This window comes from Pseudomonas sp. A214, from assembly GCF_900156295.1.
GTDB classification, from domain to species: Bacteria; Pseudomonadota; Gammaproteobacteria; order Pseudomonadales; family Pseudomonadaceae; genus Aquipseudomonas; species Aquipseudomonas rhizophila.
The window spans coordinates 4,588,705-4,612,951 of record NZ_LT707062.1 but is presented as its reverse complement, the minus strand read 5'-3'; the positions used below and the strand labels follow the sequence as shown (position 1 = coordinate 4,612,951).

27 protein-coding genes are annotated in these 24,247 nt (G+C 62.1%); 12 read left to right on the top strand and 15 right to left on the bottom strand.

Annotation, left to right across the window (positions count from 1 at the left end; all coding sequences use genetic code 11):
• The first annotated feature begins 4 nt into the window (after positions 1–4).
• Positions 5–1,285 (top strand): serine--tRNA ligase, encoded by a 1,281-nt coding sequence (serS, locus tag BW979_RS20605; protein WP_047227714.1) that lies wholly within the window; start codon positions 5–7, stop codon positions 1,283–1,285.
• Entirely contained in the window at positions 1,286–2,680 is a 1,395-nt protein-coding gene (cysG, locus tag BW979_RS20600) for a siroheme synthase CysG (RefSeq protein WP_076385475.1), read from the top strand.
• A gap of 139 nt (positions 2,681–2,819) precedes the next feature.
• On the opposite strand, the gene BW979_RS20595 is transcribed toward cysG, so the two are convergent.
• The 8 genes from BW979_RS20595 to BW979_RS20560 form a co-directional block, all read right to left on the bottom strand.
• Positions 2,820–3,824, bottom strand: coding sequence for a glutathione S-transferase family protein (locus BW979_RS20595; protein WP_076385473.1), 1,005 nt, complete (start codon positions 3,822–3,824; stop codon positions 2,820–2,822).
• Positions 3,825–3,912: 88 nt separating this feature from the next.
• Positions 3,913–4,914, bottom strand: coding sequence for a glycosyl transferase family protein (locus BW979_RS20590; RefSeq protein WP_076385471.1), 1,002 nt, complete (start codon positions 4,912–4,914; stop codon positions 3,913–3,915).
• A complete protein-coding gene (locus tag BW979_RS20585) occupies positions 4,911–5,246 on the bottom strand; it encodes a TusE/DsrC/DsvC family sulfur relay protein (RefSeq protein WP_076385469.1) in 336 nt (111 codons plus the stop codon). Before BW979_RS20585 ends, BW979_RS20590 begins: the two co-directional genes overlap by 4 nt.
• The gene (gene tusB, locus BW979_RS20580) at positions 5,243–5,536 is read right to left on the bottom strand and encodes a sulfurtransferase complex subunit TusB (RefSeq protein ID WP_076385467.1); all 294 of its coding nucleotides are present in this window, start codon (positions 5,534–5,536) and stop codon (positions 5,243–5,245) included. The genes BW979_RS20585 and tusB overlap by 4 nt, the downstream gene beginning before the upstream one ends.
• Positions 5,536–5,898: a sulfurtransferase complex subunit TusC gene (tusC, locus tag BW979_RS20575; RefSeq protein WP_076385465.1), complete on the bottom strand. Its 363-nt coding sequence runs from the start codon at positions 5,896–5,898 to the stop codon at positions 5,536–5,538. The genes tusB and tusC overlap by 1 nt, the downstream gene beginning before the upstream one ends.
• Positions 5,898–6,290, bottom strand: a complete 393-nt coding sequence (gene tusD, locus BW979_RS20570; protein ID WP_076386709.1) for a sulfurtransferase complex subunit TusD — start codon at positions 6,288–6,290, stop codon at positions 5,898–5,900. The genes tusC and tusD overlap by 1 nt, the downstream gene beginning before the upstream one ends.
• Positions 6,291–6,381: 91 nt before the next feature.
• Positions 6,382–6,717, bottom strand: a complete 336-nt coding sequence (locus BW979_RS20565) for a DUF6388 family protein (RefSeq protein WP_076385463.1) — start codon at positions 6,715–6,717, stop codon at positions 6,382–6,384.
• A gap of 2 nt (positions 6,718–6,719) precedes the next feature.
• Positions 6,720–6,980, bottom strand: coding sequence for a hypothetical protein (locus BW979_RS20560; protein WP_047227706.1), 261 nt, complete (start codon positions 6,978–6,980; stop codon positions 6,720–6,722).
• Positions 6,981–7,122: 142 nt separating this feature from the next.
• On the opposite strand from BW979_RS20560, the gene BW979_RS20555 reads away from it, so the two are divergent.
• Positions 7,123–7,473: a hypothetical protein gene (locus BW979_RS20555; RefSeq protein ID WP_047227705.1), complete on the top strand. Its 351-nt coding sequence runs from the start codon at positions 7,123–7,125 to the stop codon at positions 7,471–7,473.
• A gap of 178 nt (positions 7,474–7,651) precedes the next feature.
• Here BW979_RS20555 and BW979_RS20550 read toward each other — a convergent pair whose 3' ends face one another.
• Entirely contained in the window at positions 7,652–8,086 is a 435-nt protein-coding gene (locus tag BW979_RS20550; protein WP_076385461.1) for a GNAT family N-acetyltransferase, read from the bottom strand.
• Between the two features lie 201 nt (positions 8,087–8,287).
• On the opposite strand from BW979_RS20550, the gene BW979_RS20545 reads away from it, so the two are divergent.
• From BW979_RS20545 to BW979_RS20535, 3 genes are read left to right on the top strand one after another with little or no spacing between them, the layout of a single operon-like run.
• Positions 8,288–8,821, top strand: coding sequence for a cysteine hydrolase family protein (locus BW979_RS20545; protein WP_076385459.1), 534 nt, complete (start codon positions 8,288–8,290; stop codon positions 8,819–8,821).
• Positions 8,822–8,858: 37 nt separating this feature from the next.
• A complete protein-coding gene (locus tag BW979_RS20540; RefSeq protein WP_076385457.1) occupies positions 8,859–10,085 on the top strand; it encodes an HTH domain-containing protein in 1,227 nt (408 codons plus the stop codon).
• Between the two features lie 34 nt (positions 10,086–10,119).
• A complete protein-coding gene (locus tag BW979_RS20535; protein WP_076385455.1) occupies positions 10,120–10,752 on the top strand; it encodes a Vgb family protein in 633 nt (210 codons plus the stop codon).
• A gap of 56 nt (positions 10,753–10,808) precedes the next feature.
• Here the strand turns inward: BW979_RS20535 and BW979_RS20530 are convergent, their stop codons facing one another.
• Positions 10,809–11,780 (bottom strand): EamA family transporter, encoded by a 972-nt coding sequence (locus tag BW979_RS20530; RefSeq protein ID WP_076385453.1) that lies wholly within the window; start codon positions 11,778–11,780, stop codon positions 10,809–10,811.
• A 300-nt stretch (positions 11,781–12,080) separates the two neighbouring features.
• Here BW979_RS20530 and BW979_RS20525 point away from each other — a divergent pair, with 300 nt between their 5' ends.
• Together BW979_RS20525 and BW979_RS20520 are read left to right on the top strand one after the other, a co-directional pair.
• Positions 12,081–13,211, top strand: coding sequence for a sensor histidine kinase (locus tag BW979_RS20525; RefSeq protein ID WP_076385451.1), 1,131 nt, complete (start codon positions 12,081–12,083; stop codon positions 13,209–13,211).
• Between the two features lie 97 nt (positions 13,212–13,308).
• Complete coding sequence (locus tag BW979_RS20520) at positions 13,309–14,400, top strand: SMP-30/gluconolactonase/LRE family protein (protein WP_047227698.1); 1,092 nt, start codon at positions 13,309–13,311, stop codon at positions 14,398–14,400.
• Between the two features lie 114 nt (positions 14,401–14,514).
• Here BW979_RS20520 and BW979_RS20515 read toward each other — a convergent pair whose 3' ends face one another.
• The 4 genes from BW979_RS20515 to BW979_RS20500 all read right to left on the bottom strand — a co-directional run bounded on the left by BW979_RS20515 (position 14,515) and on the right by BW979_RS20500 (position 19,082).
• Complete coding sequence (locus BW979_RS20515; protein ID WP_076385449.1) at positions 14,515–14,895, bottom strand: DUF1850 domain-containing protein; 381 nt, start codon at positions 14,893–14,895, stop codon at positions 14,515–14,517.
• Entirely contained in the window at positions 14,892–16,919 is a 2,028-nt protein-coding gene (locus BW979_RS20510; protein ID WP_076385447.1) for a TRAP transporter permease, read from the bottom strand. Before BW979_RS20510 ends, BW979_RS20515 begins: the two co-directional genes overlap by 4 nt.
• A gap of 80 nt (positions 16,920–16,999) precedes the next feature.
• Entirely contained in the window at positions 17,000–17,950 is a 951-nt protein-coding gene (locus BW979_RS20505; protein WP_047227696.1) for a TAXI family TRAP transporter solute-binding subunit, read from the bottom strand.
• A 112-nt stretch (positions 17,951–18,062) separates the two neighbouring features.
• Positions 18,063–19,082: a LacI family DNA-binding transcriptional regulator gene (locus BW979_RS20500; protein WP_047227695.1), complete on the bottom strand. Its 1,020-nt coding sequence runs from the start codon at positions 19,080–19,082 to the stop codon at positions 18,063–18,065.
• A 178-nt stretch (positions 19,083–19,260) separates the two neighbouring features.
• Between BW979_RS20500 and BW979_RS20495 the strand changes: the two genes are divergently transcribed.
• The 3 genes from BW979_RS20495 (at position 19,261) to BW979_RS20485 (ending at position 22,951) form a co-directional block, all read left to right on the top strand.
• Positions 19,261–20,427 (top strand): Gfo/Idh/MocA family protein, encoded by a 1,167-nt coding sequence (locus BW979_RS20495; RefSeq protein WP_047227694.1) that lies wholly within the window; start codon positions 19,261–19,263, stop codon positions 20,425–20,427.
• Complete coding sequence (locus BW979_RS20490) at positions 20,424–21,524, top strand: sugar phosphate isomerase/epimerase family protein (protein WP_076385445.1); 1,101 nt, start codon at positions 20,424–20,426, stop codon at positions 21,522–21,524. The genes BW979_RS20495 and BW979_RS20490 overlap by 4 nt, the downstream gene beginning before the upstream one ends.
• Positions 21,525–21,718: 194 nt before the next feature.
• A complete protein-coding gene (locus tag BW979_RS20485; RefSeq protein ID WP_076385443.1) occupies positions 21,719–22,951 on the top strand; it encodes a nucleoside permease in 1,233 nt (410 codons plus the stop codon).
• 15 nt (positions 22,952–22,966) lie between these two features.
• Here the strand turns inward: BW979_RS20485 and BW979_RS20480 are convergent, their stop codons facing one another.
• Positions 22,967–23,623, bottom strand: coding sequence for a polysaccharide lyase family 7 protein (locus BW979_RS20480; protein WP_076386707.1), 657 nt, complete (start codon positions 23,621–23,623; stop codon positions 22,967–22,969).
• 237 nt (positions 23,624–23,860) lie between these two features.
• Between BW979_RS20480 and BW979_RS20475 the strand changes: the two genes are divergently transcribed.
• Positions 23,861–24,196 (top strand): lipoprotein, encoded by a 336-nt coding sequence (locus BW979_RS20475; protein WP_047227691.1) that lies wholly within the window; start codon positions 23,861–23,863, stop codon positions 24,194–24,196.
• Positions 24,197–24,247 lie beyond the last annotated feature (51 nt).

Here is a 24,247-nt window from a genome sequence, read left to right as displayed (position 1 = left end):
CGACATGCTCGATTCCAAACTGTTACGTAGCAACCTTCAGGACGTAGCGGACCGCCTGGCATCCCGTGGCTTCGCCCTGGACGTCGCGCGCATCGAAGCGCTGGAAGAACAGCGCAAGACCGTCCAGACCCGCACCGAAGCCCTGCAGGCTGAACGTAACGCGCGCTCCAAATCCATCGGTCAGGCCAAGCAGCGCGGCGAAGACATCGCACCGCTGATGGCCGATGTCGAGCGCATGGCGGGTGAGTTGAGTGCTGGCAAGGTCGAGCTGGACGCGATCCAGACCGAACTGGATTCGATCCTGCTGGGTATCCCCAACCTGCCGCATGAATCGGTCCCGGTCGGTGAAGATGAAGACGGCAACGTCGAAGTGCGCCGTTGGGGCACGCCCAAAGTCTTCGATTTCCCGGTGCAGGATCACGTCGCCCTGGGCGAGAAGTTCGGCTGGCTCGATTTCGAAACCGCCGCCAAGCTGTCGGGCGCCCGTTTTGCCTTGTTGCGCGGGCCGATTGCCCGTCTGCATCGCGCCCTGGCGCAGTTCATGATCAACCTGCACGTCACCGAGCACGGCTACGAAGAAGCCTACACGCCTTACCTGGTTCAGGCGCCAGCCTTGCAGGGCACTGGCCAGTTGCCGAAGTTCGAGGAAGACCTGTTCAAGATCAGCCGCGAAGGCGAGGCCGACCTGTACCTGATCCCTACCGCCGAAGTGTCGCTGACCAACATCGTCGCTGGCGAGATCGTCGACGCCAAGCAACTGCCCATCAAGTTCGTCGCCCACACACCGTGTTTCCGCAGTGAAGCCGGGGCATCGGGCCGTGATACCCGGGGCATGATCCGTCAGCATCAGTTCGACAAGGTCGAGATGGTGCAGATCGTCGAGCCCTCGGTGTCCATGCAAGCGCTGGAAAGCCTGACCGCCAACGCCGAGAAAGTCTTGCAACTGCTGGAGCTGCCATATCGCACCCTGGCGCTGTGCACCGGCGACATGGGCTTCAGTGCGGTGAAGACTTACGACCTGGAAGTCTGGATCCCGAGCCAGGACAAGTATCGCGAGATTTCTTCGTGCTCCAACTGTGGCGATTTCCAGGCCCGCCGCATGCAGGCGCGTTTCCGCAACCCGGAAACCGGCAAGCCGGAGCTGGTCCACACCCTCAATGGCTCCGGCCTGGCCGTGGGCCGCACCCTGGTGGCGGTACTGGAAAACTACCAGCAGGCCGACGGTTCGATCCGTGTGCCCGAGGTGTTGAAGCCCTACATGGGCGGCATCGAGGTCATCGGCTAAATGGACTATTTGCCACTGTTCCACAACCTGCGCGGCAGCCGCGTGCTGGTGGTCGGCGGCGGCGAGATTGCCTTGCGCAAGTCTCGCCTGCTGGCCGATGCCGGCGCGTTGTTGCGGGTGGTCGCACCCGATATCGAACCGCAGTTGCGGGAACTGGTCAGTGGCAGCGGCGGTGAATGCATCCTGCGTGGCTACGTGGAAGCGGACCTGGACGGCTGTGGCCTGATCATCGCCGCCACCGACGACGAATCGCTCAACGCCCAGGTGTCGGCCGACGCCCACAAGCGTTGCGTGCCGGTCAACGTGGTGGACGCACCGGCCCTGTGCAGCGTGATCTTCCCGGCGATTGTCGACCGCTCGCCGCTGGTGATCGCGGTGTCCAGCGGCGGCGATGCGCCGGTGCTGGCGCGGTTGATCCGAGCCAAGCTGGAAACCTGGATTCCTTCGACCTATGGGCAACTGGCCGGGCTGGCGGCGCGTTTTCGCAGCCAGGTCAAAGGGCTGTTCCCGGATGTGCAGCAACGCCGGGCGTTCTGGGAAGAGGTGTTCCAGGGGCCGATCGCTGATCGACAGTTGGCCGGGCAGGGCGCCGAGGCCGAGCGCCTGTTGCGTGAAAAGATTGCAGGCCAGGCGCCGAATGCACCGGGTGAAGTCTATCTGGTGGGCGCTGGCCCTGGTGATCCGGACCTGCTGACCTTCCGTGCCTTGCGTCTGATGCAGCAGGCGGACGTGGTGCTTTACGACCGTCTGGTGGCTCCGGCGATCCTTGAGCTGTGCCGGCGTGACGCCGAGCGGATCTACGTCGGCAAGCGTCGCTCAGAGCACGCGGTGCCCCAGGAGCAGATCAACCAGCAATTGGTCGATCTGGCCCGGCAAGGCAAACGTGTGGTGCGATTGAAGGGCGGTGATCCGTTCATCTTTGGCCGTGGCGGTGAAGAAATCGAAGAACTGGCGGCCCATGGCATCCCGTTCCAGGTGGTTCCGGGCATCACCGCCGCCAGCGGCTGCGCGGCCTACGCCGGGATCCCGCTGACCCATCGCGATTATGCCCAGTCGGTGCGATTCATCACCGGTCATCTGAAGGACGGCACCAGTGACTTGCCGTGGGCGGACTTGGTGTCGCCGGCGCAGACGTTGGTGTTCTACATGGGGTTGGTGGGGCTGCCGATCATCTGCGACGAGTTGATCAAGCACGGTCGCGCGGCGGACACACCGGCGGCGCTGATCCAGCAAGGCACCACCTCCAACCAGCGGGTGTTTACCGGCACCTTGGCAGATTTGCCGAAACTGGTGGCCGAGCATGAGGTTCATGCACCGACCCTGGTGATCGTTGGGGAAGTGGTGCAACTGCGCGAGAAACTGGCGTGGTTTGAAGGGGCTCAGGGGCAGGTCTAGACAGACCGTGTCGCTCCAATCGCGAGCAGGCTCGCTCCCACAGTGATCGTGTACAACCGCAGATTCATGGTTGAACAACGATCACATATGGGAGCGAGCCTGCTCGCGATTGGCCTTCAGAATCAACAAAGATCCTGGATCAGTTCTCAACCCCCCGCCAAATCCCTTTCCCACTCAACCGCTCCCGATCATGGGCAACCCTGAAGTCCTGCTCCGGCCCCTTGGGCACGATTCCGTTGGGGTTGATGGTCTTGTGGCTGCCGTAGTAATGGCGCTGGATATGGGTGAAGTCCACAGTCTCGGCAATCCCCGGCCACTGGTACAACTCCCGCAACCAGTTCGACAGGTTCGGATAATCCGCAATGCGCCGCAGGTTGCATTTGAAATGGCCGAAATACACCGCGTCAAAGCGGATGATGGTGGTGAACAGGCGGATATCGGCTTCGGTCAGGTATTCACCGGCCAGGTAGCGTCGGGTTTGCAGCAATGCTTCCAAGCGGTCCAGCTCAGTGAACAAACCATCGAACGCTTCTTCGTAGGCTGCCTGAGTGGTGGCGAACCCGGCGCGGTACACGCCATTGTTCACTGCCGGGTAAATGCGTTCGTTCAATGCATCGATATCGTGGCGCAGGTGCTCGGGGTAGAGGTCCAGGTCGTTTCCGGTCAAGCCGTCGAAGGCGCTGTTGAACATGCGGATGATTTCCGCTGATTCGTTGTTGACGATGCGTTGTTGCCGTTTGTCCCACAGCGCTGGCACGGTGACGCGACCGGTGTAGTGCGGCGTATCGGCGGTGTAGCGCTGGTGCAGGAAATCCAGGTGATCGAGTTTGTCGCCAGTGGAGCCATGGCGCTTGTCGAAGGTCCAGCCGTTTTCCAGCATCAGGTAGCTGACCACCGAGACATCGATCAGGTCTTGCAGGCCTTTGAGCTTGCGATAGATCAGCGTCCGGTGGGCCCAGGGGCAGGCCAGGGATACATACAAATGGTAGCGCCCGGACTCGGCGGCAAATCCGCTGTCGCCCGTGGGGCCGGCGCTGCCGTCGGCGGTGATCCAATGGCGGCGTTGCGCCTGTTCACGCTGGAAGGCGCCGTCCTTGCTTTCATACCACTGGTCCTGCCAGCGACCTTCGACTAACAAACCCATCTCGATCTCCTCTACCAATAAACGTTGGAGAGGAGTCTATTCCCATAGGTTCGAACAAAAAGCGCAAAGGTTGGGCGTTGATGATCGGTTAAATCGATCGATCCCGCGCGGCCCAGTATTGGCGGGCTTGCTCTAACGCGTCTTCCCGAGCCAGACCCAGGCCGCGCAAGGCCAGGGCCATGGTGGCGATCAGCGCCAGTTGCGGGTAGCTGTCTTCAACATCGCCTCGCCAGATGGCTTTGAGGTGCTCAGGGTCGAGGCTTTGCGGTTTGACGTGGCGCTGTTCGGCCAGTCGCGGCCATTCCTCATCCCAGCTCACACCGTCGCGGGTGCCATACAGGTGGCTGTCGGCGTCCGGGTTGATCTCGATCTCGCCACCGTCGCCCTTGATCACGATGGTGGTGTCTCCCAGCAAACCGCTGGCATCGCGGTGGACCGCCTGGTAGCCCGGATGGAAAATGCTTTGCAGCCCGCAACGGGCGCCCAGGGGGTTGAGGATCCGCGCCAGGGAATGGATCGGCGAACGCAAGCCCAGGGTGTTGCGCAGGTCGATCATCCGTTGCATCTGCGGTGCCCAGTCCACCAATGGCATGAAGGCCAGGCCACCGTCGTCCAGCGCTGCGCCAACCTGCTGCCAGTCGCGGCACAGAGGGATGTTCAGGAAGCCAAGCAGTTGCTCGGTGTAGAGCCGGCCCGCCGTATGCGCGCCGCCGCCATGCATGAAAATCCGCACACCGTTCTGCCCAAGGCATTTGGCTGCCAGCAGGTACCACGGTAAATGACGCTTCTTGCCGGCGTAGGTCGGCCAGTCCAGATCCACCGCCAACGCCGGGGTCTGCAGGCGCTCACGCAAGGCTTGGGTAAAACCGGTCATTTCTTCGGCGCTTTCTTCCTTGTGCCGCAATAGCATCAGGAAGGCGCCGAGCTGGGTGTCCTCGACTTGCTCGTCCAGCACCATGCCCATGGCTTGCCGCGCTTCTTCGCGGGTCAGGTCACGGGCGCCGCGCTTGCCTTTGCCGAGGATGCGCACGAATTGGGCGAACGGATGTTCGGCCGGGGTCTCAAGGGTCAGCGGTGGGAAGTCGGTCATAAGCAGTTCGTCGGTTTGGGCAGGCCCGCCAGCTTGGCGGCGAGTTTGGCGGGGGTGCCTTTGAACAATCGGTTCAGGTGCAGGCTGTTGCCCTTGTCGGCGCCCAGTTTCAGCGCCGTGTACTTGATCAGCGGCCGGGTCGCGGGGGAGAGCTGGAATTCGTCGTAGAAGCCGCGCAGCAGTTCGAGGACCTCCCAGTGTTCGGGGCCCAATTCGATGTCTTCGGCGGCCGCCAGGGCTGTGGCGACTTCGGCCGACCAGTCATTGAGATCGGCCAGGTAGCCGTCCTTGTCCAGCGCAATGGCGCGTTGGCCCACGTTCAGCACGTTCATAACCAGGTGTTGACCTTGTCATGGTGGACCGATAGCGCGACGAACGCCGGGTAGTCGATGGCCTCGGCCCATTGCGGAATGTCCAGGGCCCGGGCTTGTGCGTCTTCGCCAAGCACGAAAAGCTTCAGGCCTCTGCGCTGCAGTTCTGCAAACGGCACCGTGGCGGCTCGCAAGGCGTATGTCGCGTCGCCGCACAGCAGCAGTGCGTCCGGCTCGCCCAGTACCCGCAGGCAACTGGCGAAGCGGCTATCGCCGAAGGGGGAATGAGACAACACATGCAAAGTCGACATCAGAGGGTGATCACCTGGTCATAACGATCAATGAGCGCGGCGATCTGCGGCGCGCTGAGTATTTTCAGCTCGTCCAGCGCCAGGTTAGCGGTTGCGACGCCACGTTCGGCGGCACTGTCGGCGCAGACGTAGAGGTCCTCGACGCCAAACATGGGCAACGCCTGCAAGTTCGCGCTCAGGTCCTTTTGCTGGAGCGCCTTGGCGTTCTGGCCGTTGGCGAGCTGAAAGACCCCGTCGTCGAGGAACAGCAGGCCGATGGGCAGGTCGAACGCGCCGCCGGCCAGCACGATGTCCAGCGCTTCCCGGGCCCCGGGGCCCGACCAGGGAGCCTGGCGGCTGATGAGTAACAAGGATTTGGCCATTACGCGCCTCCGAAACAGATCAAGCGGTCGGCGTCCTGGATCGCATCATGCAACTGGCCCAGGCCGGACAAGGCCCAAGGGGAGCCGACGCTGACCGCCGAACGCTGGTAGCGCTGCGCCTCTTCATCGTTCAGCACGCCACGGCGCAACGCCGCTGCGATGCAAACCACGCCGTCGAGCTGGTTGTCGCTGACAAAGGCGCGCCACTGTCGGGGCAGATCCTGTTCATCCTGGGGCGTTACGAGGCTGTCGGCAGCGTTATAGACGCCATCCTGATAGAAGAACAGCCGCACGATTTCATGCCCACCGGCCAGCGCGGCCTGGGCAAACAACAGGGCGCGGCGCGAGGAGGGCGCATGGGCGGCGGAAAACAACGCGATGGCAAACTTCATGACAGACCCGATCAGCAAAACTGCGGCCATGATAAAGCTTTATGGACGGGGGGGCGATTGCCAGGAAAGGGGCGAGCGCCACAGGAAGTACTCAGCCTTGGTTTTTGAGACCATTCAACTCGCAATACTCCGCCCACTCCATCCCCGCCATCTGCGCCACCTCCTTGTGGACTTCCATGCGCTGGTTTTCGTAGTCCTGAGGCGAGGTGGCGGTCAGTTGCAGGGTCAGTTCCCAAGCGAACAGGCCCTGGTGCTCAGCCTCGGCTTCGAATGCTTCATGCAAGCGCTCGGCGCGATACTGCGCGGCGGTCTCGCCCTTGGCCTGGGCCAACAGCGGGTTGAGGTTGTCCAGCTCGACGCGCAGGTCGGGGCGTGCATCGAGAAATTTTTCCAGCGCTCGTTCATGTTGCTGTTCGGTTGCCGCCATGGTCACTCCTTGGGTGCCGGGGGTTGTTTCTTGCTGGCCTTGGCCGCAGCGGCCAGGCATTCGAGGGCGAACTGTTCGGTGTAGGTCATCTGTATCGGCGTGGTTTCGCCCTTGACGGTGCGTTCGCCGTCGAGGATGTAGCGAATCCGCTTGTCGGTGACGCCGATTCGCTTGGCGATCCAGGCCGGGGTCTGGCCGATCTGGCTGATCAGTTTGTCAGCGTATTCGGTGCTGGGTTTGTAGAACTCGGCATTGGGTGTCATGGGCTGTTCCGCGCGGGCAAGTGGCAATGGCGCGACAGGTTGCGCGAATCATCGCCCGGTGTCGCGTATAAATTTCAGTAAAGCAGCATGAAGGCCCAGGCCGCAGTGCTACAGTCGGTTTTTTTCTCTATGAGTGAACGCAATGCGAATGCTGATGGTGGCCGTGGCCGCAACGTTGCTGGTTGGCTGCGCGGGTTCGGCGATGAACCAGGCCCGTACTCAAGCACCCTATAAGACATTGACTTCGGACAAACCGCAGCAGGTGGTGGCCGAGTGTGTGCAGTTTTCCTGGCAGGACGAAGCTGTGTTTGGCGTCGATGCCGGTGCCTATCTGCAACCCGGCAAGACGGGTGGCATGACCGTGTACACCCGCTCTGCCGAATCGTTTGTGGATCTGCAAACCAGCGCTTCCGGCACGGCGCTGAACTACTACGCCCGGCATGACGACTTTGTTGCCAAGCGTCGGTTGGCGGCGTTGGCGACTTGTCTGTAGACCACTTGCACTGCTATCGCGAGCAGGCTCGCTCCCACAGGTTTTTGTGTCGTTTGCAGATCCTGTGAACACCCGCAACCCCATGTGGGAGCGAGCCTGCTCGCGATGAGGCCGGCACAGCCCACATCACCGCAGTTGACCCACCGCTATCGCGAGTAAGTCCACAATAGCCTGTATTTCACTCGGTCTGGCTCAGGCGCTTCTGGAAGAAGAAGCGCTGGTGGCCCGGCGGGTAATCGTCGATCTGGCCGATTTCCGTGAAGCCCAGTTGCCTGTAGAACGCGGGCGCCTGGAAGTCGAAGGTGTCCAGCCACATGCCCACGCAGTTTTTCTCTCGGGCAAAGTCTTCGGCCATCTGCATCAACGTCGAACCGGTGCCCTGGCCACGGGCCTGTTCCGGCACCACCAGCAACTCGATATAAAACCATTGAAAGAACACTCGACCGTAGAGCCCGCCCACGGTTTCGCCGCTGTGTTCGTCGCGCACCAGCCAGGCGACCAACTCAGGCACCGTCCCGCCGGTCTTGGCCGTGTTGTAGGCGCGCAGCGGGACGAGGATCGCCTCGCGGTCTTCTGCGGTGGGGGTGTCCGTACGTTCGATTCGTAGCGTCATCGGCAATGTCCTTGTGCGGTGAGGGATGAGCCGCACGAGCCTATCCCAAACCTGGCTTTTGCGTCACCCAAGCGACGGCGAACAGGCGTACTACGCAAACCGGGCCATACTGCCTAGTGTTTTGAAGCGATCCGCGACAGGCAATGATCGCCAGGTTGTTAATCTGTTGTCGGGATCCAACACGTTTTGAAGAGGAACGTCATGAACACCGCATTGCTGATCATCGATGTCCAGAGCGCGCTGTGCAGCGGCCAAGAGGAGTGTTTCGACAGCCCACGCATGATCCGGACAATCAACGAGCTCAGCGCCAGGGCCAGGGCCGTCGGCTTGCCGGTGATCCTGATCCAGCACGAAGAGCTGGAGGGGTCGCTGACTTATGGTTCCAGCGCCTGGCAACTGGCCGATGGCCTGTTGACCGCACCGGATGACCTGCGAGTACGCAAGACCACGCCGGACGCCTTCTACCAGACCGACCTGCTTTCGCTGCTGCAAGCGCGGATGATTGATCGCGTGGTGATCTGCGGGTTGCAAACCGACTATTGCGTCAACGCCACCGTACGCCAGGCCCATGCCCTGGGTTATGACGTGGTGCTGGCCGCGGACGCCCATTCCACCGTGGACAACGGCAGCATGGCGGCCGAGCAGATCATTGCCAATCACAACAACCGGCTGGGACGCCTGAGCAGCGCGGTGTCGCGGATCGATGTGCTGCCGGCGGGGGAAATCCGTCTCTGATCGCGACACCCAAACCTGTGGCGAGGGAAACCGGACGATGGCATCGGATGCGTTGATCAGCGCCGCAGCACGAGCACTGGCGGCGGGGGATCCGGTGGCCGCGCTCAATCGCGTTTCCCTGCGTGACGATGCGCCGGCCTTGGCGCTTCGCGGCATTGCCATGGCGCAGCTGGGCGAGCTGGAGCGGGCCAGGGTGCTGATGCGGCGGGCGGCTCGGGCCTTCGGGCCCCGGGAGGCCGTGGCACAGGCGCGGTGCGTGGTGGCCGAAGGGGAGATCGCCCTGGCGTCCCGTGATCTGGCTTGGCCGGTGAAGCGCCTGGAGGCTGCGCGGGCGGTGCTTGAACGCCAGGGCGACCGGACGAACGTCGCCCACGCACGCTCAATCGAAATCCGCCGATTACTGCTGCTAGGCCATCTCGACGAGGCCAAGGCGAGGCTGGTTGACCTTGACCCGGGCTGTCTTCCACCGCCGTCCAGAGCCGCTTGCGAACTGGTGGTGGCGGGCATCGCCATGCGGCGGTTACGAACGAAAACCGCACGGGCCGCACTTGAACATGCCACCCAGGCTGCGCGACAAGCCGGCATTGGCGCGCTGACTGCCGAAGTCGAAAGCGCCTGGCGCGTCCTGCAGGCTCCGGCGGCGCGTCTGATTGCAGGGGGCGAGGAGCGCTTGCTGACCCTTGAGGAGGTTGAAGCACTCCTGTCCAGCGACGCGTTGGTGGTGGACGCATGTCGCAATGGCGTGAACAGGGCGAGCCTGCGGATCTCTCTTGCCAGGCGCCCGGTGTTGTTCACCCTCGCCAGGCAATTGGCTCAAGCCTGGCCTGCCGATGTGTCCAGGGAAACCCTCGTTGCCCAGGCCTTTGGCTTGAAACTGACGGATGATTCCCATCGCGCCCGACTGCGGGTCGAAGTCGGGCGCTTGCGGGTGGCGCTGCGCCCGCTGGCCGAGGTGACGGCGACCCGGCGTGGGTTTGCCCTGGTGCCGCGCAGGGAGGGCGAAGTGGTGGTGCTGGCGCGTCCTGTAGAAGAGCCCCACGCCGCAGTGCTGGCGTTGCTGGCCGATGGCCAATCCTGGTCCAGTTCCGCCCTGGCGCTGGCCCTGGAGGTCAGCCAGCGCACCGTGCAACGGGCCCTCGACACGCTGGCCGCGTCCGGCAAGGTGCAGTCGGTCGGGCGTGGGCGGGCCTGTCGCTGGCTGGCGCCACCGTTGCCCGGATTCACGACGGTATTGTTACTCACCGCGCTGCTGCCCGATGGTTAGGATGCAGTCACACCCCAACGAGGAGGCTTGCAAGATGAAACGTTCAGATGCGCAGATCCTGCGTGAATATGGCCCTTTTCCCGGCGTCGATTGCGTGCACGGTGTCAGTCATGACGGCGAGCTCGTCTGGTTTGCTTCCGGCGACAAGCTGCATGCACTCGATCCGGCCAGCGGCCAGATGTTGCGTTCGCTGGACGTTCCGGCAAACGCCGGAACGGCTTTTGACGGTGAACACCTGTTCCAGATCGCCGGAGACACCATTCGCAAGATCGACCCGCGCAGCGGTCAGGTACTGGCGACCATTGCGGCGCCCAATAGTGGTGATGATTCAGGACTGGCCTGGGCCGAAGGATCACTCTGGGTCGGCCAGTACAAGGCGCGCAAAATCCTCCAGATCGATCCCTCCACTGGCAAGATCCTGCGCACCCTCGAATCCAACCGCTTCGTCACGGGCGTGACCTGGGTCGACGGCGAACTCTGGCACGGCACCTGGGAAAACGATGAAAGCGATCTGCGGCGCATCGACCCGCAAACCGCAGAAGTGCTGGAAAGCGTGACCATGCCGCCGGGGATTGGCGTGTCGGGGCTTGAGTCAGACGGCGGCGAGCGGTTCTTTTGCGGCGGCGGCAATAGCGCGAAGGTGAGGGCGGTGCGTCGGCCGGCCTGAAGCGTGTGTGGGAGCAGCTTATGCTCCCACACAGCGGGGATGGATGCTGATGTGTTTCAGCTGCGTCCAGCGGCTTCGGCAACCGGCGCTTTGATGCGCTCGACCTTGCGATAAGTCAGCAACACGATGCCGGTGACCACAATCGCGCCGCCAATCACCTGGCCCGGGTTGAGCATCTGGTCCAGCACCAGCCAGCCGATCAGCAGGGTCGCCAGCGGTTCGATGTTCATCACCGGGGCGTTGCGCGGCATGTCCAGGCGGGGCACGGAAATGAACAGCACGATAAACCCGGTGCCATAGAGCACCACCAGGGTCGCCAGGGCAAACCAGCCGGTGCTGGTGGCCGGCAGGTCGAAGCCACCGGGAAGGGCGCCGGTCAGGCCGGCGAGGTTGACGCTGCTGAACACGATGAAAATGGTCAGCAGGCTGCGGACCGAACCGCGCACCTGGGACAGTTTGTGGTCGGTGATCCATAGCGCGCAGGCGAACACGCAGGCGGCACAGAAGGCCAGGCCCACGCCGAGCAACCACTGCGGGCCGACGCTTTCTTGCGACGACAGCCGGGCCGGTACTTCCAGCACGAACACCAGGCCAACCAGAATCATGCCCATCAACGCGGCAGTGCGCGCGGTCGGACGTGGCCCGCCGAGTGCCCAGGTCAGCAACGCCAGCAGAATCGGAAAGACATTGCCCACCAACAGCGCCAGGGCGACCGGGACCCGAGCCACGGCGGAATACAGACACAGACTCTGGGCGGCAATCAACAGCCCCAGAGCCAATTGCCAGCGCCAGACCCCCTGCGGCAGGCGCAGGTTCTGACGTTGCCAGAGCACCATTGCGGCCAGCACCAGCAGGGTGCCGCCCGAGCGCAGCAGGATTGCCAGCAAGACCCCGGCACCGTCATCAAATGCTGCCCTCGCGGCGACATGGTTGCCGGCGAAGGCACATCCCATGCACAGCAGAACCAGCACGGCGAGGTGCCGAGGGAGCGGAGTGGGGGTGTCAGGTGCAGCCGTGGAGCGGGTCATGGCAGGGGGTCTCAAAGGCAGGCCGCCGAAGCAAGACGCTTCGGAACGGCTATTTTAGTTATAGGTTGTCGTACAACTTGAAGTTGATTTGTACCGTATAGCGTTGCAAGAGACAAGTGCCCTATTTTGGCGCAAGGCTGTTTATCCAAAACGCCTGCGCAGTGCAGCGCCAGCCTGCTCACGCGCCACGATGAATCACCTATCGCCCTGGGTTTGCTGTACAACAATGGAAGCGAGGCCGGTTGTTCATGCGTTGTTTGCGACACTAACCCTCGATTATCCCTTCCTGCGGAGCAACCCATGCGCCTGGCTGATTTCATCCTCGACAATATCGAGCCGATTCTTCAGGCGTGGGAAGACTTCGCCAAAACCATCACGCCCGCCTCCCATGGCATGGATTCGGTGGCTCTGCGCGATCACGCCGAGCAGATGCTGCGCACCATTGCCGCTGACCTGCGCACCCCGCAGACGGTCAAGGAACAGATCGCCAAGTCCCAGGGCGATGCGCCGGCGGTAGAGGCTGAAACCGCAGCCGAAACCCATGCGGTCATTCGCCAGTCCTCGGGGTTTACGGTGGAGCAGATGGTTTCGGAATACCGGGCGCTGCGCACCAGCGTGCTGATGCTCTGGATGCCGCAGACCCAACTGGACCACGAGCAAGTGGTGTCCGACGTGATCCGCTTCAACGAGGCCGTAGACCAGGCCTTGGCGGAGTCCGTGGTCAGCTATTCGGGCGCCGTCGATGCGGGCCGCAATATCTTCCTCGGGATTCTGGGGCATGACTTGCGCAGCCCCCTGGGCGCGATCCTGCTGAGTTCCGAAGTGCTGCTGCGGGCAGGCGACCTGCCCGCCAAAGCCACCAAGATCTCTTCGCGCATCTACACCAGCGTCAAACGGGCCAACAAGATTGTCGGCGATCTGCTGGACTTTACCCGTACCCAACTGGGGGCGGGCATTCCGGTGCAGCGCTTCAACGGTGACCTGGTAGCGGCCTGCGAGGGCATGGTGGAAGAGGCGCGGGCCTATCATCCGGAAAGCAGAATCATCTTTGAAACGACGGGCGCCCTGGAAGGCCTGTTTGATCAGGCGCGCATGGAACAGGTGTTCGCCAACCTGATTGGTAATGCCGTCCAGCATGGTAGCGAGGGTGCGCCGATTACTGTTTCATTGAGTACCGAAGAGGATACGGCGGTGATTGCCATCAACAACCAGGGCAAGCTTATCGAGAAGGACGCCATTGCCAGCATCTTCAACCCGATGGTCCGGCAATTGCGCAGCGGTGACATGCAGTATGGCTCTGCGGCTGGGCTCGGGCTGGGCCTGCACATCGCGTCCGCCATCGTATCCGCCCATAAGGGCACTATCGAGGTTCATTCCAAGGCCAGATCGGGCACCACCTTCACCGTACGGATCCCGCTCCACGCCAACTGAATTTTTTCTTGCGCAGGGCAGAGCGCATACTTGTACGATGTCCTATCACGGAGTAAAACTGTCGTCGCCGTCCAATAATAATTAACGGAGACGCACGATGGATGCTTCGCAACCTGCAACGACTGCCCATCAGGGCCGCCGGGTATTCCTGAAAAAATCCTTGGTGGTTTCGGCCGCCGCCGCAACCCTGGGCAACCTGCCCGGGCTGACTCAGGCAGAGCCCTTGAGCCAGCGCTACCCTGACCCGCTGATCAAGATCCTCGACCCCAGCTTCATGGACCTGCGGCTGTTCAACGCCAGTGTTGAAAAGCTCGCCAGCGGCCTGCGCTGGGCGGAAGGGCCGGTGTGGGTCGGCGACGGTCGTTATTTGCTGGTCAGTGACATTCCCAACAACCGCATCATGCGCTGGGATGAAGTCACCGACAGCCTGTCGGTTTACCGCGAGAACTCCAACTTTTCCAACGGCCTGTGCCGCGATCGCCAAGGGCGCTTGCTGGTTTGCGAAGGCTCCACCACGTCGACTGAAGGCCGGCGCGTCACCCGCACCGAGCACAACGGCACCATCACCGTGCTGGCGGACAGTTTCGAGGGCAAGCCTTTCAACTCGCCCAACGACATCGTGTGCAAGCGCGACGGTTCTGTCTGGTTCACCGATCCACCGTTCCAGACCGGCAACAACTACGAAGGGCATAAAGTCGCCCCTGCCCAGCCCCACGCGGTGTATCGCATCGACGGTGAAACCGGCAAGGTCACGCGAGTGATCGACGACATGGCAGGGCCCAACGGCCTGTGCTTTTCACCAGACGAGAAGATCCTCTACGTGGTCGAAGGCCGGGCCAAGCCGAACCGCCTGGTGTGGGCGATCACGGTCAAGGACGATGGCACCCTGGGCGAACGGCGCAAGCACATCGAAGGCTTGGATTACGCGGCCATCGATGGGCTCAAATGCGACGAGAGTGGCAACCTCTGGTGCGGGTGGGGCGGGAATGGCGATCCCAAGGCCGACCTGGAAAAGCTCGACGGTGTGCGAGTGTTCAACCCCGAGGGCAAGGCTATCGGCCACATCTCCCTGCCGGAGCGTTGCCCTAACGTCTGCTTCGGCGGACGGGAGGGTAATCGCCTGTTCATGGCCGGCAGCCACTCGTTGTATGCACTGTTTGTGAATACCCGTGGGGCGACGTTTGCGTGAGTGACTGACCTTCAGACCCTGGGTTTGATTGTGGTGAGGGGGCAGTTGTGGGAGCAAGGCTTGCTCCCACAAAAAAACCTCGCCACAGAGTTCTGTTTGGACCAGGGGACCTGGTTATCCGCAACTCCACAATTCCACCGTTGGCTGACTTGCCTTGGGCGGCCCGAGCCAGTGGCTCATCGGCTGGCAAGCCCCGTCGACGCACAACTGGTAATCACCCGCTTCGGGTGTTCGCCCCAGTTTCAGCGGTTGCAGGGACGGCAACTGGCGCTGATAGTGCCAGCTGCCGTTTTTCAACCGGGCACCGTCCGGAACTTCCATGCCGGCGCCGTTGCCCTTGACCCTGGCTTCGCCCAGAACCAGGCCTTGTTCAGTCACGCGGTAATCTTCCTCCCAGCGGATTTTCTCGATGGTGTGATTCCACGCCAGGGTGAAATCAGTGACAGGAAGCTGGGCCCAGACCGCACCGGCCAGGCCCAGGCACAAACCGATCACGCCAAGGCCCGTCCGGTACGCCGCGAGCGCCACACGTGTTGAAAGATCAGCAGAGCCCCCAACACGAAGCCGATCTCATCGGTCAGCGGCAGCGCCACGACCAGCAAAGCCCCGGCGGCAAAGCACATCAGGCGTTCCCAGATCGGCATTTTCTGTTGCAGGTAGCCGGTGGACGCCATGCCCCACAGTCCGACCGCGAGCATCGTCTTGATCAGCATGTAAGCAGTCATCCATAGGCTGTCGCCCTGGAGCATCAGCGCCGGGTTATAGACCGCCATGAATGGAATGACGAAACCGGCAAGGGCGATGCGCACCGCCCAGAAGCTGATTTTCAGCCCCGTTTCCCTGGCAATGGGCGCAGCGGCGAAGCAGGCCAGCGCGACCGGTGGCGTCAGGTCGGCGAGGATGCCGAAATAGAACACGAACATGTGCGACACGATCAGTGGCACGCCCAGTTCCAGCAGGGCGGGCGCGGCGATCGAACTGGTGATGATGTAATTGGGAATGGTCGGAATGCCCATGCCCAGCACCAGGCAGGTGAGCATGGTCAGGATCAGCGACAGCAGCAGGTTGTCCTTGCCGATGGCCAGGATGTAGCCGGCGAAGGTTGACGCCACACCGGTCAACGACACCACGCCGATGATGATCCCCACCAGGGCGCAGGCAATCCCCACCGGCACCGCATGCCGCGCGCCGTCCACCAGTGCGTGCAGGCAAACCGTCAGGGTTTCCCGCGCGCCTTTGATGAACCAGCAGATCGCCACCAACACCGCGATCACCGCGAATATGACGCCAATGCCTAACTGGAAAAAGCCCACGCACAAGATGCCCAGGGCGATCCAGAAAGCGCAGCGCATTGCAAAGCTCGACACCCGCAAAATGATCGCCGAACCGAGAATCACGATGGCGGTGAGTGCCAGTCCGACCATGCCGGAAAAGAGCGGCGTGCGACCGGAGAACAGCAGGTAGATCAGCACGGCGAGTGGGATCAGCAGGTACCAGTTCTCTTTGACGGCGCCCAGCGCGCTGGGGCATTGGTCTTTGGGCAAGCCCTTGAGGTTGGAGCGCTTGGCTTCCAGGTGAACCATCCAGAACACCGAGCCGAAGTACAGGCACGCGGGAATCAACGCCGCTTTGGCGATTTCAACAAATGGCACGTTGATGGTCTCGGCCATGATGAACGCCACGGCGCCCATGATCGGCGGCATCAACTGACTGCCCATGCTCGAGGTGGCTTCCACGCCGCCGGCAAACGCGGCCTTGTAGCCGAAGCGTTTCATCAGCGGGATGGTGAATTGCCCGGTGGTCACCACGTTGGCGATGCCCGAACCGGTAATGGTGCCCATCAAGGCAGAGGAGGCAACCGCCACTTTGGCCGGGCCGCCGAGCTTGTGGCCGAACAGGCCCATGGCAAAGTCGGTGAACAGCTTGATCATTCCGGCCTTTTCAAGAAAGGAACCGAACAGAATGAACAGGAAAATGTAGGTGGCCGATACGTAGGTGGGCGTGCCATACAGGCCTTCGGTGCCGAAGGATAACTGATTGACGATCTGATCGAAGCCGTAGCCGCGATGGGACAGGTCGCCTGGCAAGTATTCACCGAACAGCCCATAGGTCAGGAACAGCCCGCAAATCAGCGGCAGGGCAATCCCCATCACCCGTCGGGCCGCTTCGAACACCAGCACGATCAAAACGATACCGATGATGAGGTCCGCGGACGTCAGGTCACCGGAACGCTGGATCAGGTCGGCTTCGAACACCCACTGATACACCGCCGTGGCCACGCCGGCCAGGGACAACAGCCATGCCAGAGGTTGCCAGGGGCGGCTTGCGCCATAGGCGGGGTAACTGAGGAACACCACCCACAACAGGAAACCCACGTGCACGGCACGCAGCACCTGGCTGGAAATGGGGGAGAAGGCGGCGGTGATGATCTGGAATACAGAAAACAGCAGGGCCACGTAGAACAGCGTCTTGGGCCAGTCTCGTGGGTCGGAGGGAAGACCGTGCTGAATTTCACTCATTAACTGAAAGCCTCTTGTCTACATCGAAGGTGCGAACCAGGAGGGTGCAACGGCGATCATCGCCGCTGCACCGGGTCGGTCTACAGCGCGCCGACTTCCTTGTAGTAGCGCTCGGCACCGGGATGCAGCGGGATAGGCAGGTTCTTCGCGGCATTTTCCAGCTTGATGTCCTTGGCCGCCGAATGGGCGTTGCCCAGGCGGGTGAGGTTATCGAACATCAGCTTGGTCATCTGGTAGGCCACCTCGTCCGAGACGTCAGCGCGGGTAACCAGGATGTTGGTGATGGCCACGGTCGGCACGGCTTCGGCCTGGCCGTCGTAGGTATTGGCCGGGATATTTGCGCTCTGGTAGGCCGGGTTGCCGATCTTCGCCACCACGTCTGCCGGGATCGACACGTAGTTGAGCGCCATGGTCGAGGCCAGGTCACGAATGGCCGCCATCCCAAGCCCGGAGGACTGGAGCGTGGCATCCAGTTGGCGGTTCTTGATCAGGTCTACCGATTCGGCGAACGGCAGGTACTGGACCTTCATGTCGCTGTAGCTCAACCCTGCGGCCTTGAGGATGGCCCGCGCGTTGAGCTCGGTACCGGATTTGGCCGCCCCCACGGAGATGGATTTACCCTTGAGGTCGGCCAGGGTCTTGATACCCGACTCCTGGCTGGCAACGATCTGGATGTAGTTGGGGTAGGCGCCGGCGATGGCCCGCAGTTTGGTCAGAGGGGCTTTGAAACCGGCATCTTCCACGCCGTTCTTGGCGTCCGCCACCGAGTCGCCCAGCGCCAGCGCCAGCTCACCGCGACCGGCCTGCAGCAGGTTGAGGTTTTCCACCGAGGCCTTGGTGGCCTGTACCGACGTCTTGGAGCCTTCGATCCCGTTGCTGTAAATCTGCGACAGGCCGACCCCGATCGGGTAGTAAACCCCGCTGGTGCCCCCCGTCAGGATGTTGATGTACACCGGTGCTGCCTGGGCTGTGGTCGTGACCACCAGTGCTGCCGCGGCGGCCAGAAGGGTGAAGCGCTTGTTGACTCGCATGGGAAACTCTCCGTCTTGTTATGGCTTTATGCAGAGTAGTGCCACTGTAGTCGAAACGGACCGGCAGGTGGCGAGTCAATAGCGCATCAAAAGGTGATGGGCGTCGTTTTTTTCAAGCATCCTTGTTAAACGCCGGGCCTGGCGCAGCGCTGCTGCCGCGTACGGTCAACTCGAACGGCAGCACGACATGCCGTTCGGCAAGCGGTGTTTTCTCGATCAGGGCGATCAGCATTTGCACCGCCCGCTGGCCGAAGGTTTCGGCAGGTTGTGAGAGAGTGGTCAGCGGCGGATCACAGTAGGCGGCGAAAGGAATGTCATCAAAACCCACCAGTGAAATGTCCTCGGGCACCCGCAACCCCATTTGCTTGATGCGCTTGAGCGCGCCAATGGCCATCTCGTCGTTTTCACAAAACAGCGCGCTGGGGCGCTCGGCCAGCTCCAGCATCGCGCCGGCCCCGTCGTAACCGGCCTTCAACGTGAAGTCGCCGTGACAGATCAGGCCAGGGTCTGCGGCGATACCGGCCTGGTGCAGTGCATCCTGATAACCGGCTACGCGGTCCAGGGTCAGGGGACTGCTTCGCGGCCCTTTGATGATGCCGATGCGCCGGTGGCCGAGTCCGATCAGGTGTTCGGTCATGGCCTGGGCGGCGGCCCGGTTGTCGAGGCTGATGGTCGGGTAGGGGGCGCCTTTGACCACTTCGCAGGCGTTGACCAGCGGCAAGGATTCGGCGCCCGCGGGAAGCGATTCGAAAGGGTTGCTCGCGCGCAACTGGATCACCCCGTCGGCCTGGTGCGCGTAGACGAGGGCGGCAAATTCGCGCTCGATTTCTTCTCGACCCTGGGTGTCGCACAACAGCAGTCGATAACCGGCCGCCTGCGCAGCCTGTTGGGCCCCGCTGATGACCCGGGCGAAAAAGGTGTTGGCGATGGTCGGGACCAGAATCACCAGGTTGCCGGTTCGCCGGGAGCGAAACTGCACGGCCATCAAGTTGGGCCGATAACCGGCCTGTTCCACCGCCGCGTTAACCTTGTCGCGAGTCTGGGGCAGCACCCGTTCGGGAGATTTCAGCGTTCTGGAAACCGTGGCCACCGAAACTCCGGCCAGCCGGGCCACTTCACGGATATTGGACAAAATCACCTCGATTCGGCGCCAGGAATGCCGGCACGGTTGGGGAGCTTACCGCAGGTTGCGCGTCGCACAAATGCTCATGCATGGGCCAACGGGTTTGACATGCCGCAAAACTGAGCCTAGATTTCCGCCATGATGTAACCGGTTACATCGTCATCAGTCCCAGCATAAGAGAGTCGCGATGAATCCTGTAGCAGCCAAAATAAGAATGGGCTTTGTCGGCGGTGGAGAGGGCGCTTTCATCGGCCAGGCCCACCGTCAGGCCGCGGGTCTGGACGGTGGTTTTGAACTGGTGTGCGGTGCGTTCAGCCGTGATGCGCACAACAATCAGCAGACCGGCGCGGCCCTGGGGCTGGCCGCGTCCCGTTGCTACAGCGATTGGCAAGGCATGCTCGACAGCGAAGCGGCGCTGCCGGCCCACTTGCGCATGGAACTGCTGGTCATCGTCACTCCCAATCATCTGCACGCCCCCATCGCCAACCAGGCGCTGAAGGCGGGTTTTCATGTGTTCAGTGAAAAGCCCGCCGCTATGAACCTGCGTGAGTTGCTGGCCCTCAAGCAAGTGCTTCAAAGCAGCGGCCGGCTCTACGGCCTGGCTCACACCTACCTGGGTTATCCGATGGTCTGGCAGGCCCGGGAGATGGTGCGCACCGGCGTGATCGGTGCTGTGCGCAAAGTGCTGGTCGAATACCCCCAGGGCTGGCTCAGTCAGGACGTCGCCGGGCAAGGCAACAAACAGGCCGGTTGGCGCGACGATCCTCAACAGTCAGGGTTGGGTGGCTGCATTGGCGACATCGGCACCCATGCGTTTTCCCTGGCAGAGTTCGTCGCCGACCAACCCATCGAACAGATATGTGCGGCGTTGGGCACCCACATCCCGGGTCGGCAACTGGACGACGACGCGGCGATGCTGTTGCGCATGGCCGGTGGCGCCAGCGGCGTGCTGATTGCCAGTCAGGTCTGCGCAGGTGAAGAGAACCCGCTGAAAATCCGCCTGTATGGCGATAAGGGTGGCTTGGAATGGCGCCAGGAAGAACCGGCCAGCCTGATCCATCGTCCCATCGACCAACCCCTGCGAGTCTTGCGGTCCGGTGTGGGCCAGCCCTGGTTGTGTGAGGCCGCCCGCCAGCGGATGCGGCTGCCGGCCGGGCATCCTGAAGGTTATCTGGAAGCCATGGCCAACCTCTATGGCGATTTTGCCCGTGCCATACGGGCCGCCGCGCCAGGGCCAGACGCCCCCGGCGTACCCGGCATCGAAACCGGTCTGCGGGGCATGGCCTTTATCGAAGCGGCCATTGCCAACCATCGCGGCGATACCAAGTGGACCGCACTGGCCTGCACACAATGAATCAGGAGAGCCCCGCCGTGAATCCCATTGCCCAAACACCGACAGGCCTGCGTGGCCCGGGTATTTTCCTGGCGCAGTTCATGTCCGCCGACGCGCCTTTCGACACCCTGGCGAACATCGCTCAATGGGCGGCCGCACAAGGTTACAAGGCCATCCAGCTGCCGACGTCGGGCACGCAATACATCGACCTGGCCCGCGCCGCCGAGAGCCAGGAATACTGCGACGAACTCAAGGCCATTTGCGCCCAGGCCGGTGTCCAGATCAGTGAGTTGTCGACGCACCTGCAAGGCCAGTTGGTGGCGGTGCATCCGGCGTTCGACGCACTGTTCGACGACTTCGCCCCGGCCCATCTGCGCGGTCAGCCCCAGGCTCGGACCGAATGGGCGATAGAGCAATTGAAGCTCGCCGCCCGCGCCAGCCAGCGACTGGGCCTCACCGCCCATGCGACGTTTTCCGGTGCGCTGTTGTGGCCGTACCTGTACCCGTGGCCGCAACGCCCCTCTGGCCTGGTGGAGCAGGGATTCGCCGAACTGGCCCGACGCTGGTTGCCCATTCTGGACTGTTTCGAGGCAGCCGGCGTGGACCTGTGCTACGAGATCCATCCGGGTGAGGACCTGCACGATGGCGCCTCGTTCGAGCGCTTTTTGCAGGCCGTCGATCATCACCCTCGGGCAGCGATTCTCTACGACCCCAGCCATCTGCTCCTGCAGCAGATGGACTACCTGGGCTTCATCGATCGCTATCACGAGCGCATCCGCATGTTCCACGTCAAGGACGCCGAGTTCCGGCCCGACGCTCGTTCCGGCGTGTACGGCGGCTATCAGGGCTGGGTTGATCGTCCCGGGCGGTTCCGTTCGCTGGGCGATGGCCAGATCGATTTCAAATCGATCTTCAGCAAACTGACCCAATACGATTTCAGCGGCTGGGCGGTGTTGGAGTGGGAGTGTTGCCTGAAGGACTCGCAACAGGGCGCCGCAGAAGGCGCGGCGTTCATTGAGCGACACATGATCAGCAAGACCCGAAAGGCGTTTGACGATTTTGCCGGGGTAACGGCCGATGAAGATTCCAACCGGCGGTTGTTGGGCCTGTTGAGGTAACCGGCCCAACCCAAAACCCTATGGCGAGGAAACTCATTGTGGGAGCAAGGCTGGCCCGCGATGAACGAAAACGCGATTCAACGGTTGGACCGCGGCGCGGCCATCGCGGGCCAGCCTTGCTCCCACAGCGGCTCGCCACAACAGCGTTCCTGAGCATTTTTCTTCACAAGAACAACAATAAAACGGTGACTGTCATGACCACGATGAACGCACGCTTGAGCGTGATGATGTTTCTGCAGTTCTTTATCTGGGGTGGCTGGTTCGTCACCCTGGGGACCTTTCTGTCCAGCACCCTGGGCGCCAGCGGTGGGCAGATCGGCATGGCGTTCTCCACCCAGTCCTGGGGAGCGATCATTGCCCCCTTCGTGATCGGCCTGATCGCCGACCGCTACTTCAATGCCGAACGCATCCTGGCGGTGCTGCATCTGTTGGGCGCGGTGTTGTTGTATCAGCTGTATGCGGCGGCGGATTTCAACGTGTTCTACCCGTACGTGCTGGCGTACATGGTGATCTACATGCCGACCCTGGCCCTGGTCAACTCCGTGGCGTTCCGCCAGATGCGCGACCCGGCGCTGGAGTTCTCCCGTATCCGGGTGTGGGGCACGATCGGCTGGATCGTCGCCGGCGTGGTGATCAGCTTTGTGTTTGCCTGGGATTCGCGCGAAGCGATCTCGGCGGGCGGCTTGCGCAATACCTTCCTGATGGCCAGCATCGCCTCGCTGGTCTTGGGGCTCTACAGCTTCACGTTGCCGGCCACCGCACCGCTCAAGGCGCAAGCGAGCGCAGGTGGCGTCAAACAGCTGCTGGGCCTGGATGCCTTGGGCCTGTTGAAGGATCGCAGCTACCTGGTGTTCTTCATCGCCTCGATCCTGATCTGCATCCCCCTGGCCTTCTATTACCAGAACGCCAACCCGTTCCTGGCCGAAACCGGCATGACCAACCCCACGGCGAAAATGGCCATCGGGCAAGTCTCCGAAGTGCTGTTCATGTTGCTGTTGCCGCTGTTCATCCAGCGCTTCGGCATCAAGTTGGCGCTGCTGGTAGGCATGCTGGCCTGGGCGCTGCGTTACGTGCTGTTCGCCTACGGCAATAACGGCGATCTGGCGTTCATGCTCTTCACCGGTATCGCCCTGCACGGCATCTGCTATGACTTCTTTTTTGTCTCGGGGCAGATCTACACCGATGCCAAGGCGCCGGAGCGTTTTCGCAGCTCGGCCCAGGGGCTGATTACGTTGGCGACCTATGGCGTGGGCATGCTGATCGGCTTCTGGGTGGCGGGGCAGGTGACCGATCACTATGCCGTGGACGGCGGCCATGAGTGGAAGAGCATCTGGTTGTTCCCGGCCGGTTTTGCGCTGCTGGTGTTTGTCTGCTTCCTGTTTACCTTCAACGGCCGGCAGGCGGTCGTGGCCGCGTCTAAGGCCTGAGGTGCCGGACGTCAGTCATTTATGGCTGACGTCCAGTTTGGTGTAGGTCACTTTCCCGCCTTCGCTGGAAGAACCGACGTTGTCCAGGGTGTAGACGCCGGCCTTGAAGTAAAAGTTGTAGCCATGCCAGGCGCGGTCCAGCTTCACCTGCTTGCCAACGTTGTTGATCAGCACCGTGAGCTTGCCTTGCTTGTCCATTTGCAGGGAGTAGCTGAAGGTTTTGTTCAGTGCCACTTTCGGCACGGTATAGATCACCGGGCTCTTCTTGTCCTTGGGTTTTACCCGATATTCCACATCGATGTTGCCGGTGCCCTTGGCGTAGCGATACACCAGCTTCAACAGCGGCGTAGGGGCATCCTTGGCGTGGATCTGCGCCACGACTACACGGCCCTGGGAAGGGACTTGGTTCACCGCCAAAGTGCCTTTGAGGGTGTTGACGCCGCTGTTGTAACGCCAGTTGCGCAACTTGCCGTCTTTGGTGGTTTCGCGCAATTCGGAGCGCGGGTAGTCACTTTTACCGGTGTGGGAGCCGGTCACCGGCGCCCAGAAGACAATCCGCTCGCCGGATCGGTTGAAATACTTGTTCTGCAGCGTCGGCATGGCCTTGGTCGCCACGACCTGCGCCGGGGTCTGCACGGGCAGGGTGATGTTCCAGACAGTCAAATCGATCATGGTCAATGCTCCGACGGAACCGGCCATTATTCATCAGCCGGAATGGGCAAGATTACCTTCCGTGGCACAGTGTCCATGGTATCGACGGGGGCCTGTTTAGCTGCAGAGGCAACTGACGAATGGCTCTGCGCTGAGCCTTGCGGCCGGTTGAGCGCAGTGATGTCAATTTGACGCTGATCGGTTAGAGTACGCGCCGCCCGAGAGATGGATCCCGGGCGTTTTCTCATGGAGTATTCAATGAACCACCTCAGCAAAATTGTCGCCTGCGCACTGGTTGGCCTGGCCCTGGCGGGTTGCACCGGCACCCCGATGAAAACCAAGCAGTACGACAGCAGCCAATACACCGTGGTCGGCCACAGTGAAGCGAAGGCCACCGGCCTGCTGCTGTTCGGCATGATCCCGATCCGCCAGAACAACCGTTTCGTGCGCGCTCAGAATGCCGCGATCCTGGCCAAGGGCGGCGACGCCATGATCAACACCCAAGTGCAGGAAGACTGGTTCTGGGCCTGGGTCCTGACCGGTTACACCACCAAGGTGTCCGGTGATGTGGTCAAGCTGAAAACCGTTCAGTAAGACTCACGCTGTTGTGGGGGAGGGATGTGCAGTGCCGGCTGGCGCGGATCG

What these genes read in the sequence shown, in the direction of transcription:
- serS (WP_047227714.1), top strand. Translation starts at nt 5, where the DNA reads ATGCTCGATTCCAAACTGTTACGTAGCAACCTTCAGGACGTAGCGGAC.
- cysG (WP_076385475.1), top strand. Translation starts at nt 1,286, where the DNA reads ATGGACTATTTGCCACTGTTCCACAACCTGCGCGGCAGCCGCGTGCTG.
- BW979_RS20595 (WP_076385473.1), bottom strand. Translation starts at nt 3,824, where the DNA reads ATGGGTTTGTTAGTCGAAGGTCGCTGGCAGGACCAGTGGTATGAAAGC.
- BW979_RS20590 (WP_076385471.1), bottom strand. Translation starts at nt 4,914, where the DNA reads ATGACCGACTTCCCACCGCTGACCCTTGAGACCCCGGCCGAACATCCG.
- BW979_RS20585 (WP_076385469.1), bottom strand. Translation starts at nt 5,246, where the DNA reads ATGAACGTGCTGAACGTGGGCCAACGCGCCATTGCGCTGGACAAGGAC.
- tusB (WP_076385467.1), bottom strand. Translation starts at nt 5,536, where the DNA reads ATGTCGACTTTGCATGTGTTGTCTCATTCCCCCTTCGGCGATAGCCGC.
- tusC (WP_076385465.1), bottom strand. Translation starts at nt 5,898, where the DNA reads ATGGCCAAATCCTTGTTACTCATCAGCCGCCAGGCTCCCTGGTCGGGC.
- tusD (WP_076386709.1), bottom strand. Translation starts at nt 6,290, where the DNA reads ATGAAGTTTGCCATCGCGTTGTTTTCCGCCGCCCATGCGCCCTCCTCG.
- BW979_RS20565 (WP_076385463.1), bottom strand. Translation starts at nt 6,717, where the DNA reads ATGGCGGCAACCGAACAGCAACATGAACGAGCGCTGGAAAAATTTCTC.
- BW979_RS20560 (WP_047227706.1), bottom strand. Translation starts at nt 6,980, where the DNA reads ATGACACCCAATGCCGAGTTCTACAAACCCAGCACCGAATACGCTGAC.
- BW979_RS20555 (WP_047227705.1), top strand. Translation starts at nt 7,123, where the DNA reads ATGCGAATGCTGATGGTGGCCGTGGCCGCAACGTTGCTGGTTGGCTGC.
- BW979_RS20550 (WP_076385461.1), bottom strand. Translation starts at nt 8,086, where the DNA reads ATGACGCTACGAATCGAACGTACGGACACCCCCACCGCAGAAGACCGC.
- BW979_RS20545 (WP_076385459.1), top strand. Translation starts at nt 8,288, where the DNA reads ATGAACACCGCATTGCTGATCATCGATGTCCAGAGCGCGCTGTGCAGC.
- BW979_RS20540 (WP_076385457.1), top strand. Translation starts at nt 8,859, where the DNA reads ATGGCATCGGATGCGTTGATCAGCGCCGCAGCACGAGCACTGGCGGCG.
- BW979_RS20535 (WP_076385455.1), top strand. Translation starts at nt 10,120, where the DNA reads ATGAAACGTTCAGATGCGCAGATCCTGCGTGAATATGGCCCTTTTCCC.
- BW979_RS20530 (WP_076385453.1), bottom strand. Translation starts at nt 11,780, where the DNA reads ATGACCCGCTCCACGGCTGCACCTGACACCCCCACTCCGCTCCCTCGG.
- BW979_RS20525 (WP_076385451.1), top strand. Translation starts at nt 12,081, where the DNA reads ATGCGCCTGGCTGATTTCATCCTCGACAATATCGAGCCGATTCTTCAG.
- BW979_RS20520 (WP_047227698.1), top strand. Translation starts at nt 13,309, where the DNA reads ATGGATGCTTCGCAACCTGCAACGACTGCCCATCAGGGCCGCCGGGTA.
- BW979_RS20510 (WP_076385447.1), bottom strand. Translation starts at nt 16,919, where the DNA reads ATGAGTGAAATTCAGCACGGTCTTCCCTCCGACCCACGAGACTGGCCC.
- BW979_RS20505 (WP_047227696.1), bottom strand. Translation starts at nt 17,950, where the DNA reads ATGCGAGTCAACAAGCGCTTCACCCTTCTGGCCGCCGCGGCAGCACTG.
- BW979_RS20495 (WP_047227694.1), top strand. Translation starts at nt 19,261, where the DNA reads ATGAATCCTGTAGCAGCCAAAATAAGAATGGGCTTTGTCGGCGGTGGA.
- BW979_RS20490 (WP_076385445.1), top strand. Translation starts at nt 20,424, where the DNA reads ATGAATCAGGAGAGCCCCGCCGTGAATCCCATTGCCCAAACACCGACA.
- BW979_RS20485 (WP_076385443.1), top strand. Translation starts at nt 21,719, where the DNA reads ATGACCACGATGAACGCACGCTTGAGCGTGATGATGTTTCTGCAGTTC.
- BW979_RS20480 (WP_076386707.1), bottom strand. Translation starts at nt 23,623, where the DNA reads ATGATCGATTTGACTGTCTGGAACATCACCCTGCCCGTGCAGACCCCG.
- BW979_RS20475 (WP_047227691.1), top strand. Translation starts at nt 23,861, where the DNA reads ATGAACCACCTCAGCAAAATTGTCGCCTGCGCACTGGTTGGCCTGGCC.